The sequence below is a fragment of the Rhodocaloribacter sp. genome (assembly GCF_056451265.1).
In genome coordinates, this window is record NZ_JBWOPL010000106.1 from 1 (window position 1) to 9,578 (window position 9,578).

Consider the following 9,578-nt stretch of genomic DNA (forward strand, 5'->3'; position numbering starts at 1 on the left):
GACGACCAGGGCAACTCGACCGAGGGGCTGGCCGAGATCATCATTGGGAAACAGCGAAACGGTCCCATCGGAGACGTGCGGCTGGCCTTCGTGAAGAACTTCGCCCGCTTCGAAAACCTCACGATGCACTACGCGCCGGACGGCTTCGACCAGGGCGGCATGGACATGGGCGGCGGCGACGGCGCGCCCGTCCCCCCGCCTCCCGACGCGCCCTTCTGAGCCGTTACGAATCTTCGAGCGTAGGCGTGCGCCGGAGCACGACCGGCTCTTCGGGCGACCGCCGTCGCCGCCGGACCCGCAGGTTGAGCATCTCCACGAACACCGAGAAGCCCATCGCGAAGTAGATGTAGCCGCGCGGGATGTGAAACCCGAGGCCATCGGCGATGAGCGCCACCCCCACGAGCAACAGGAATGAGAGCGCCAGCATTTTCACGGTCGGGTGGCGGTGGATGTAGGCGGAGACGGCCTCGGCGCTGATCATCATGATGACGATGGCGATGACGATGGCGGCGATCATCACGCCCAGTCGCTCGGCCATCCCGACGGCAGTGATGACCGAGTCCAGCGAGAAGACGAGGTCGAGCAGGAAGATCTGGATCAAAACGCTGGTGAAGGTCACTTTTTTACGCACGCGGTATCCTTCGTCTTCTTCGCCTTCGAGGTTTTCGTGGATCTCGTGCGTGCTCTTGGCCAGGAGAAAAAGCCCGCCGCCGATAAGGATGAAGTCGCGCCCGGAGAAGGCGTGGCCGAAGACGTCGACGAGCGGGGCGGTCAGGCGCATGATCCAGGCAATCGAGAGCAGGAGCGCGACCCGCCCGAGGAGCGCCAGCGCCAGCCCGAGCAGGCGCGCACGCGCCTGGCGGTGCGCCGGCAATCGGGAGGAGAGAATAGAGATGAAGACGATGTTGTCGATGCCGAGCACGATCTCGAGGGCCGTCAACGTGGCCAGCGCGATCCATACTTCGGGGTTGGTGATCCAGTCCACGGGCGTTTCTCCAATCGTTTGAGAGCCTTTCGGGAGGCGGCGGGCAATATACGATGCCGGGGTGGGATCGTCCCGCGCCATGATCCCCGGGGTCAAACCCTGCTTAATACTCCGGTCTCGGGTCCGATACCTCAGGCCCCCCCTTACCTTACTTACGGACCTATGAGCTTCGCAACCGAGTTGCAGGGCCGCACGGCGACGGTGCACGTCGGCGCGGAACTGGATTATCGAAACGCCGAGACGTTCAAAACCACCTGTGGGAATGCCCTGAACCACGGCGCCTGCATCTTCATCCTCGACTTCTCCGACATCCGACTTCTGGACTCGAGCGGCCTCGGCGCAATCTTTCACCTCTACCGCCGGGCATCCCGCAAGGAGGGCGCGGTGCTTCTGGCGAGCCTTTCCGTAGCCGCCGAGGCGGCCATAAGGGTGGTGCGTCTGACCCGCGTCATACCGTGCTTCCCTTCGGTGAGCGCCGCCCGCGAGGCCCTCAGCGCCTGAGTGCGCGAGGCCCAAAAAAGAACGCCCGCATGCGCTCCGAAGGGAGGACATGCGGGCTGTTCTCGCGAGGTGACGGGCGGATTCGAACCGCCGTACAGGGTTTTGCAGACCCTTGCCTAGCCACTCGGCCACGTCACCTTTGTTCGGCCCGGCGCGCCGTCGAGGGCCGGGGTTCCGTCTATCATGGGCACGCCCGGCAGGACTCGAACCTGCAACCTGCGGATTCAGGTTTGTGCCGGTTTCCCGACTCCCTGGACTATCCCTTCACCGTATCCCCGCGGGGACGTAGGTGGTGGCCGTCTAGTCTCTACACCTTCCGTCGATCTCGGCTTCCCACGCCGGAAGCCGCGCGTGAGAGTCGCCGGGATCAGCAATCTCGGATTGCCCGGCTTGGCTCGGGATTGCCCTAGAGCAGCCGACCTGCGGGGGCGGCCCTCCTTAGGTTTCCCCGAATTTGACCACGTTCACGCTGCGAATTTCTCCACAGCGGCCCACTTTTCGTAGAAGTCCGCTGCTCTATCCGGTTGAGCTACGGGCGCATAATGTAAAGAACACGGGTCGGGGTGGCCGGATTCGAACCGGCGACCTTCTGCTCCCAAAGCAGACGCGCTAACCGGGCTGCGCCACACCCCGCCGTCCTTCGACCGAGGTCCAACGTTGAGGTTGCGCGAGCCTGCGGCCCGAACCCCGGTCGATGCGGATCGTTGCTCAGCTGCGGGCGGCCTGCAATTCCTTCTGAACCTCGTCCACGTCCACCATCTTCTGGCGGAAACGGTACTGGCCGTTGGGTTTCTTCTCGGCGAGGACGACCTTGGCCATCCGGCGGGCCTCCGCCTTCTGCTTGCGCACCTTGTCGCCGAAGCTTTGTTTCTTTGCCATCGTTGATCCCTCTGAGACTTTGCGGTCAAACGCCCGCCCAAACGGGCCTCTCGGCGCAACTTACTTGATTTCCCGGTGAACCGTGTGCTTGCGAAGCGTGGGGTTGTACTTGCGCAGCTCCAGACGTCCCGGCGTATTGCGCCGGTTCTTCGTGGTCGAATACCGCGACGTCCCCGGCGCTTCGGTGCACTCGAGGATCACTTTCATCCGAACGTCTTTTCCTTTCTTTGCCATGACGAAAACCCGTGGTCTTTATGCAATGCGGCGCGGTCGCCTCAGATGCGCACGCCCTGCCGGCGGGCCTCATCGAGCACCGCCATGATGCCTTTCTTGTTGATCGTCTTGATCGTCTGAGCCGACACCCGAAGCGTCACCCAGCGATCCTCTTCCGGAATATAAAAACGCTTCTTCTGAAGGTTCACTTCGAAGCGGCGTTTCGCCTTGTTGTGGGCGTGAGATACGTGATTTCCCGCCACCGGGCCCTTGCCCGTCAACTGATCTTTGCGTGCCATCGTCCTTCTTCGGTTAGCGATGCCGGCCACCCGGCCCGGCCTCAGTCGATTCTCATCCGAGACAGAAAATGCCGCATGGGCGGCACAAGACCGTGAAGATAAGCCCTTTATCCCTCGGCGTGCAACCGAACGCCCCTCCCAAAAAGAGGTTCCTCTGCCAATAATCGGTGAAGGGCGCCGCCGTCACCCGTCGATCTGGACGGCCTGGGCGGGTTCGATGGCAGCCGCGCGCGCCGCCGGGTAGAGCGAGGCCAGCACGCACAGGGCCACGGCCACCCCGCCGATGAGCGCCACGTCGAGCAGGCGGATGGACACGGGGTAGGCGTCGATGAGGAACGACTCCGCGCCGGGCAAAGACACCAGCCCGAATTGCATCTGAAGCACGAGCGCGATCAGCCCGAGCGCCAGCCCTCCCCCCGTCCCCACGACGCCGATGAGCAGCCCTTCGAGCAGAAAGATGCGGCGGACGTCCTTCCGCGAAGCCCCCATCGCGCGGAGCGCCCCCACGTCTCGGCGCTTCTCGATGACGACCATCGTGAGCGAGCCGACGATGCTGAAGGCGGCCACCAGGATGATGAGCGTGAGGATGAGCGTCGCGCCCCATTTCTCGAGGAGCATCACGTCGTAGAGCGACTTCTGAAGGTCGTACCACGTGAGCACGGAGAAACGGGCAGGGTCGAGCCGGGCTTCGAGGGCGGCCTTCACGGCGTCGGCGCGGTCGAGGTCGTCGAGGCGAAGCTCGACGCCGGAGACGCGGTCGCCCATGCGAAAGAGGCGCTGCGCCTCGTCGAGGGCGATGAAGACGTGGCTCTCGTCGTAGACGGCTTCGAGCTCGTAGAGCCCGCGCACCTCGAAGCGGGTGAACGAGGGCCCGCCGAAGAGGCGCGTGAACATCCGCTCGATGGCGGGAGCGGAGAGGAGCGACACCTCGGAGGCCGGCCGGCCGCGCGCGCCCGGCGTAAGGCCGAAGCGCTGCCCGAGACGCATCCCGATCACGACGCCGGGCCGCCCGTCGCGCCGCGACAGATCGAACTGCCCCACGCGCGTCCGCTCGACGACGCGGCTGACGCCCGTCAGCGTGGCGGCGTCCACGCCCCGCACGATGACCACCTTGTTCACCTCGCCGCCGCCCTCCTGCACGAGCAACGCCTTGCCCTCGACGAACGGCGAGGCGTGCTCGACGTGCGGGATCGTCAGCGCGACGGCCATGAGCGAATCTGCCCCGCTGATCCCCCGCTCCTCGGCGCTGACGATGCGCACGTGCGGGTCGAAAGAGACGAGCATGTCCCGCACGAAGTCATAAAAGCCGTTCATCACCGAGAGCACGATCAGGAGCGCCGCCACGCCAAGCCCCACGCCCGCCATCGAGATGCCGGTGATCGTCGAGATCAGCGACACCCGCTTCGGGCTGACGAGGTACCGCCGCGCGATGAGAAAGCGGAAATCCATGCTTCGAGGGAGGGTTCGGAGAGGGCGTTCTTCGAAAGCTAAAAGTCGTGCGCGGGATCGGTGAAGAGGCCCTCCGGAGCCCTGAGGGGCATCACGATGCGGTCGGTAAGGATCGCTCCGGCGCTGCCCACCTTACGGGTGGCGAGGCGAAGAGGTCCGGCAGGCGTCTCGAAGGTCTCGTAACCGGTCCAGTCCCAGTGCGTGGGCGGCTCTCCCTCGCGCCCCTGAAGCACGTACGCCCAGTGCCGGACGAGCCACGAGGCCTTGTCCACATACACCCAGTACGTGTCCTTCGGCGTCAGCCCGACCTCGCCGAAGGTGAGGCGGATCACCTCCGTGGCGGCGTCGGAAGAGTCGGCCTCATAGGCCCGATTCACGCCGGGGTCGAGCATCTTCACCGGCATGAGCAGCCAGTACGTGTCGTTGATGAAGCTTCGATACGCGGAAGCGAGCAGCCCTTCGTTCTCCGTCGAATCGACCGGGGCGCCGTTGCGGAAGGCCGTGCCTGCTTTCGTGTTCACGTTGAAAAGGACCGTGTACGTCGTGTCGGCGCCGCGTGTCCATCGGAGCCGGTAGGCGCCCGTCTTCCGATCCCAGAAATGCTTCCGGCCGGGGCGCCGCTGACCGCCCTCCGGCTGAAAGGTAAACTCGAAGCCGAGATACCGCAGTTGCGCCCAGGCTTCGGGGCCGCCCATGGCGTCGTAGACACGCATCGCCACGGAGTCGGCATGCGTCTCGAGCGGCGGCAGCGTGACGGACACGGCGGGCGGGGGGCTTTTCTCACGAGAAGGCTCGCATCCGAGGGCGAGCACGAGAACGGCGAGGAGAACCGGCAGGAAGGGGGAGAAACGAGAACGAGCGTTCATGGCACACAGAGATAAGCGGTGGGGAAGGAGTGGCGACCAAGATAGGAAACGGAAGAATCACACACCCGGCCCCTCAGAACAAAGCTTTGCCGGACGGGTTTCGATAACCCGCCCCTCAGAGAAAAACCCGCATCATGCCGGCGCTGTCCCACATTCGCACCCGGCGCCTTTTCCGCGCCTCCTGCCTCGTCGCCCTCGCGCTCGCCTGCGCGCAGACGACGCGCGCGCAGACGCAAGAGGATGGGGAGAAGAAAAACCCGTACGGGACGGGCCTCGGCGCACAGGTCTTGCTCACGAACAGCGGCTTCGGGCTCGGCGGCTACTATCACCACACCCTCACCGCGTCGATGTCGTTTCTCGCGGAGATGAGCCTCGGGGCAGGCAAGGACGAACGCGAGGTCGCCTTCTTCGACCGCTTCGGGCAAAAAGACATCCCGAACAAAGCCAATTATCTCCTCATGCTGCCCGCCCAGATCGGCATTCAACAGCGGCTCTTCAAAGAAAGCATCGAGGACAACTTCCGCCCGTACCTCCAGCTTTCCTCCGGCCCGACGCTCGGGTGGGAATACCCGTACTTCCGCGATGACAACGACAACGGCGTGCTCGACGACGGAGAACGGATCTACGACTCGCTCAGCGCCTTGCCGAAGGGACGGATGCGCCTCGGCCTCGGCGGCACGGTGGCCCTCGGCGCAAACTTCGGGCGCAGCCAAAAGGTGTCCCAGGGCGTCCGTCTCGGCTATACGTTCACGTACTTCTTCGACGGCATCCAGCTCCTCGAACCGGACATCCAGGAGGCCCGGCACTTTTTCGGCTCCCCCTCCATCAGCATTCTCTTCGGGAAGCTGTTCTGATCACACATTGAACCGGAACAGCAGCACATCGCCGTCCTCGACCACGTACTCCTTGCCCTCCGAGCGCATCGCTCCGGCCTCGCGGGCCTTCGCCTCCGTGCCGTACCGCTCGTAGTCGGCAAACTTGATCGTCTCGGCGCGGATGAAGCCGCGTTCGAAGTCGGTGTGGATCTCGCCGGCGGCGGCGGGCGCTTTCGTGCCCGTCCGGATCGTCCATGCCCGGGCCTCCTTCGGACCTACGGTGAAGAAGGTGATGAGCCCGAGCAGGTCGTAGGCGGCGCGGATGAGCCGTTCGAGGCCGGAGCGTTCGAGGCCCGCCTCCGCGAGAAACTCGGCGCGCTCCTCCGGATCGAGCTCGGCGATCTGCGCCTCCAGATCCGCCGACACCACCACCACGCGCGCGCCCTCTTTTGCGGCGATCTCGCGCACGACCTCCACGTAGGCGTTCCCGTCCGGAAGGTCTTCCTCGGACACGTTGGCCACGTAGAGGACGGGCTTCGTCGAAAGGAGAAAGAGCGACTTCAGCCACAACTGCTCGTCGTCCCCGTGAATCTCGAAGGCGCGCACGGGTCGGCCCTCGCTGACGTGGTCGCGGAGGCGCTCGTAAAACGCCAGTTCGGCCTTCACTTTCTTGTCGCCGCTCTTGGCCGCTTTCCCCGTGCGCTCGATGCGCTTCTCAAGGCTTTCGAGATCCTTGAGCAAAAGCTCCGTCTCGATGATCTCGATATCGCGGGCGGGATCGACCGTGCCGGCGACGTGGACGACGTTCTCATCCTCGAAGCACCGCACCACGTGTACGATGGCGTCGACCTCGCGGATGTGGCCGAGGAACTGATTGCCCAGCCCTTCCCCTTTCGAGGCGCCCGCCACGAGGCCCGCGATGTCCACGAACTCGATGGTCGTCGGCACCACCTTCGCCGAGCCCGCCAGATCGGCCAGCCGGTCGAGGCGGTCGTCGGGCACGGGCACGACGCCGACGTTCGGGTCGATGGTGCAGAAGGGATAGTTGGCGGATTCCGCCCCGGCATTGCTCAGGGCGTTAAACAAAGTGGACTTCCCGACATTCGGCAGCCCGACGATTCCACATCGTAACGGCATCTTCTCTATCTTGAGGACGCCCGTTCGGAAATAAACGGGCGCGGGGTGCGTTTCAAAACAAACCTCTCCGATATCCGGGCGCGGGCCTGATTGTTCCACCCGCGCGGTTAAGAAGGGCCGAAGTCTGCTCTCTGCCCGCCGCATACGCCTATGCTTCGACGTCTTCCGTTGCCTGCTTCCGTCCCGGCGCTCCTCGCTGCGTGGATGCTCGTCGCGGGCCTCTGTGCGGGGGCGGCGGCGCAGGCCCCGTCGCAAGCCCCGAACGGGCGTCAGCTTCAGGTCGGACTCGGGGTGGTCCCAAGCGCGGGCCTTCAGGTGGGCTACGTCGCGCTGCGGAGCTTCTACTCGCAGGAGTTCATCCTCACGGCCGACGTCTCGCCCTCCTACCGGGGAGGCGAGGGAAACGTACAGCTTTCGGGCAGCCTCGGCGGCTCCATCCGTATCCTCGGCATCGAGCGAACCCTCGGCAACGCCGGCTACCGGGGCTACGACCTCGACGTGGGCGTGCGTTTCGGACCCGCGCTCCTGTTCGCCTTTAATGAGACGCGCTTCACCAAAAACCAGCGTTTCAGCCTCTTTCTCGAACTCTTCGGGCGCTTCTCCACCACCCTCGGAGACGGCGTCACGCTCTTCGCCGAGGCCGGTTTCCATCGCCCCGCCTTCCGGGCCGGACTGTGGTTCTCGTTCTGACCCCTCCAATCGGCTCCGGCGGCGTCCGGGGTGCGCGGGGAAACGGCATTACACGATCCGCAATCCGAACCTCATCCCTGATAATCGACGGAGAGGAATGCGCGCTCGGGCAGGCGAACGGCGGTCAGACGCCCGAGACCGGCATACATGTGGTACACGCAGCCCGTGTCGATGGTGATGAGCCGTTCCTCGTTGAGCGGCTCTTCGAGCGGCGTGTGACCGCACACGACCGGCTTCTCCCAGGCCAGCTTCCGGGCCTTCAGGTGCCCCCGCTCCCACAGAAAAACCTCCTCGCCGAAGCGTTCGAGGTTCTCGGCGATGGTCAGGTTCGGCTTCAATCCGGCATGGACGAAGAAAAACTCCGGCGTGTCGAGATAGAGCTCCGTGGCGCGGATGAAGTCGATGTGCTCGGGAGGGATGCGGACTTCGTTGTCCTCGAGGTAGCTGTTCAGCGTGGCGATGCCGCCGTTGACGCGCCACAGATCGTATTCACCCCGGTCGAGATAGCCGAGCATGAGCGCCTCGTGGTTTCCCCGGAGGAAGGTGCATCGCTGATGCGCCCGAAGCGCAATGAGTTGGTCGATGACGCCCCGCGAGTCCGGCCCCCGGTCCACGTAGTCGCCCACGAAGATGAGGTGGTCGTCGGAGGCGGGTGCGAGGCGTTCGAGCAAAGCCTCGAGCGTGCGCGCGCACCCGTGAATGTCGCCGATGGCAATGAGGCCCATCTGTCGCAAAGAGATGAAGGGTGGTGGATGGGCAGCGACACCGTCACGTGGCGACGCGATCGCGGATCGAGTCCATCCCGATCAGCCCGCGCCCGGCCTTTTTGAGCCGACCCTCACGCTGAAGATCAAGCAAAACCGCGTCGAGGATGCCGTTGATGAACTTTCCGCTTTTCGATGTGCTGTATCGTTTCGCCACCTCGATGGCCTCGTTGATCGAGACTTTGGGCGGGATGTCCTCGAAGGTAAGCATCTCGCAAATGGCCATGCGAAGCAACAGCCGATCGATGAGCGCAATGCGGGAAATGTCCCAGTTCGTCGTGTGCGAAGAGATGATCTCATCCGCCGACTCGGCGCACCCGAGGACCCGCAGGAAGAGCGAGGTGGCGAATTCGAGCCCCGCCGGATCCTCGGCCAGATTCGGTTTAAGCCACGTCTCGATGATGTGCTCCGCATCGCCGCCGCCCAACTCAAAGGCGTACAACGCCTGCATGACACGCTCGCGCGCTTCACGTCTGCTGCTCATAGCCAATCACGCTTTCGAAGAACATAAAACGGTTCGCCTTTTTCGCCGGAAGTTTTCCCTTTGAAATCAATTTCTCAGAATACCCCACAGCCGCATCGATTCCAAATGCGGCGCACATTTTTGCAAAGCCTTAACAGGCCGAAAGAACACCGACGGCCGTTCTTTCGGCCTCGAGGTTATAATTCGCGGGGTTGGTGTGTTTGTAGTAATCTCACCCCTTCCGCCCTTTCGATGCGTCCCGATTCGAGCATACACTGGAATGCGTATCCGGCGGGGCTCATGGCCGGAGGTCTGGCCACCGGCATCGCGCTCGCCGACCGGCTGCCGGAATTCGGCTTCTGGACGTGGTTCGCCGTGGCGGCGCTCGGACTCGCGCCGGCGCTGCTCGCATGGCGGCACGGACGGCGGCGGCTCGTCACCCCGGCGCAGTTGATGCGCTACGGCGCGGTGGCGCTCACGCTCACGGGCCTCGGTGCGGCCCGCCTCGCCGCCGAAC

General features: G+C 64.3%; 14 protein-coding genes and 2 tRNA genes. 5 read left to right on the plus strand and 11 right to left on the minus strand.

The genetic code is table 11. The features are described 5' to 3' along the window. Positions 1-219: DnaB-like helicase C-terminal domain-containing protein (locus AC1HIY_RS15920; RefSeq protein ID WP_479577791.1), on the plus strand; the 219-nt coding region annotated here is incomplete at its 5' end. A 4-nt stretch (positions 220-223) separates the two neighbouring features. Here AC1HIY_RS15920 and AC1HIY_RS15925 read toward each other — a convergent pair. Continuing rightward, positions 224-985 (minus strand): TerC family protein, encoded by a 762-nt coding sequence (locus tag AC1HIY_RS15925; RefSeq protein WP_479577792.1) that lies wholly within the window; start codon positions 983-985, stop codon positions 224-226. A 162-nt stretch (positions 986-1,147) separates the two neighbouring features. On the opposite strand from AC1HIY_RS15925, the gene AC1HIY_RS15930 reads away from it, so the two are divergent. After that, positions 1,148-1,486: an STAS domain-containing protein gene (locus AC1HIY_RS15930; protein WP_479577793.1), complete on the plus strand. Its 339-nt coding sequence runs from the start codon at positions 1,148-1,150 to the stop codon at positions 1,484-1,486. Between the two features lie 67 nt (positions 1,487-1,553). Here the strand turns inward: AC1HIY_RS15930 and AC1HIY_RS15935 are convergent. From AC1HIY_RS15935 to AC1HIY_RS15965, 7 genes are all read right to left on the minus strand, one after another. Further along, positions 1,554-1,624: transfer RNA gene (locus AC1HIY_RS15935), tRNA-Cys, on the minus strand. A gap of 420 nt (positions 1,625-2,044) precedes the next feature. Next, positions 2,045-2,119: transfer RNA gene (locus tag AC1HIY_RS15940), tRNA-Pro, on the minus strand. Positions 2,120-2,194: 75 nt separating this feature from the next. Further along, positions 2,195-2,365, minus strand: a complete 171-nt coding sequence (locus AC1HIY_RS15945) for a DUF4295 family protein (protein ID WP_479577794.1) — start codon at positions 2,363-2,365, stop codon at positions 2,195-2,197. A 60-nt stretch (positions 2,366-2,425) separates the two neighbouring features. Next, positions 2,426-2,599, minus strand: coding sequence for a 50S ribosomal protein L33 (gene rpmG / locus AC1HIY_RS15950; RefSeq protein ID WP_479577795.1), 174 nt, complete (start codon positions 2,597-2,599; stop codon positions 2,426-2,428). Positions 2,600-2,640: 41 nt separating this feature from the next. Next, a complete protein-coding gene (gene rpmB / locus AC1HIY_RS15955) occupies positions 2,641-2,877 on the minus strand; it encodes a 50S ribosomal protein L28 (protein WP_479577796.1) in 237 nt (78 codons plus the stop codon). A 183-nt stretch (positions 2,878-3,060) separates the two neighbouring features. Continuing rightward, entirely contained in the window at positions 3,061-4,326 is a 1,266-nt protein-coding gene (locus AC1HIY_RS15960) for an FtsX-like permease family protein (protein WP_479577797.1), read from the minus strand. Positions 4,327-4,364: 38 nt separating this feature from the next. Beyond that, complete coding sequence (locus AC1HIY_RS15965; protein WP_479577798.1) at positions 4,365-5,192, minus strand: hypothetical protein; 828 nt, start codon at positions 5,190-5,192, stop codon at positions 4,365-4,367. Positions 5,193-5,326: 134 nt separating this feature from the next. On the opposite strand from AC1HIY_RS15965, the gene AC1HIY_RS15970 reads away from it, so the two are divergent. Beyond that, positions 5,327-6,046, plus strand: coding sequence for a hypothetical protein (locus AC1HIY_RS15970; protein WP_479577799.1), 720 nt, complete (start codon positions 5,327-5,329; stop codon positions 6,044-6,046). On the opposite strand, the gene ychF is transcribed toward AC1HIY_RS15970, so the two are convergent. Further along, on the minus strand, positions 6,047-7,144 hold the full coding sequence (ychF, locus tag AC1HIY_RS15975) for a redox-regulated ATPase YchF (protein ID WP_479577800.1): 1,098 nt from the start codon (positions 7,142-7,144) through the stop codon (positions 6,047-6,049). It lies immediately after the preceding gene. Positions 7,145-7,294: 150 nt separating this feature from the next. Between ychF and AC1HIY_RS15980 the strand changes: the two genes are divergently transcribed. Then, positions 7,295-7,834, plus strand: a complete 540-nt coding sequence (locus AC1HIY_RS15980) for a hypothetical protein (RefSeq protein WP_479577801.1) — start codon at positions 7,295-7,297, stop codon at positions 7,832-7,834. A 71-nt stretch (positions 7,835-7,905) separates the two neighbouring features. Here AC1HIY_RS15980 and AC1HIY_RS15985 read toward each other — a convergent pair whose 3' ends face one another. Together AC1HIY_RS15985 and nusB are read right to left on the minus strand one after the other, a co-directional pair. Further along, entirely contained in the window at positions 7,906-8,559 is a 654-nt protein-coding gene (locus AC1HIY_RS15985) for a metallophosphoesterase family protein (RefSeq protein WP_479577804.1), read from the minus strand. 43 nt (positions 8,560-8,602) lie between these two features. Continuing rightward, entirely contained in the window at positions 8,603-9,082 is a 480-nt protein-coding gene (gene nusB / locus AC1HIY_RS15990) for a transcription antitermination factor NusB (RefSeq protein WP_479577802.1), read from the minus strand. A 231-nt stretch (positions 9,083-9,313) separates the two neighbouring features. Between nusB and AC1HIY_RS15995 the strand changes: the two genes are divergently transcribed. Further along, positions 9,314-9,578, plus strand: a 265-nt coding sequence (locus AC1HIY_RS15995; protein WP_479577803.1) for a hypothetical protein, incomplete at its 3' end; no start/stop codon positions are given.

Excerpts from the sequence above, each read along its gene's own strand:
- ychF (WP_479577800.1), bottom strand. The coding sequence starts at position 7,144 with ATGCCGTTACGATGTGGAATCGTCGGGCTGCCGAATGTCGGGAAGTCC.
- rpmB (WP_479577796.1), bottom strand. The coding sequence starts at position 2,877 with ATGGCACGCAAAGATCAGTTGACGGGCAAGGGCCCGGTGGCGGGAAAT.
- AC1HIY_RS15965 (WP_479577798.1), bottom strand. The coding sequence starts at position 5,192 with ATGAACGCTCGTTCTCGTTTCTCCCCCTTCCTGCCGGTTCTCCTCGCC.
- AC1HIY_RS15970 (WP_479577799.1), top strand. The coding sequence starts at position 5,327 with ATGCCGGCGCTGTCCCACATTCGCACCCGGCGCCTTTTCCGCGCCTCC.
- AC1HIY_RS15960 (WP_479577797.1), bottom strand. The coding sequence starts at position 4,326 with ATGGATTTCCGCTTTCTCATCGCGCGGCGGTACCTCGTCAGCCCGAAG.
- AC1HIY_RS15930 (WP_479577793.1), top strand. The coding sequence starts at position 1,148 with ATGAGCTTCGCAACCGAGTTGCAGGGCCGCACGGCGACGGTGCACGTC.
- nusB (WP_479577802.1), bottom strand. The coding sequence starts at position 9,082 with ATGAGCAGCAGACGTGAAGCGCGCGAGCGTGTCATGCAGGCGTTGTAC.
- AC1HIY_RS15980 (WP_479577801.1), top strand. The coding sequence starts at position 7,295 with ATGCTTCGACGTCTTCCGTTGCCTGCTTCCGTCCCGGCGCTCCTCGCT.
- rpmG (WP_479577795.1), bottom strand. The coding sequence starts at position 2,599 with ATGGCAAAGAAAGGAAAAGACGTTCGGATGAAAGTGATCCTCGAGTGC.
- AC1HIY_RS15985 (WP_479577804.1), bottom strand. The coding sequence starts at position 8,559 with ATGGGCCTCATTGCCATCGGCGACATTCACGGGTGCGCGCGCACGCTC.
- AC1HIY_RS15945 (WP_479577794.1), bottom strand. The coding sequence starts at position 2,365 with ATGGCAAAGAAACAAAGCTTCGGCGACAAGGTGCGCAAGCAGAAGGCG.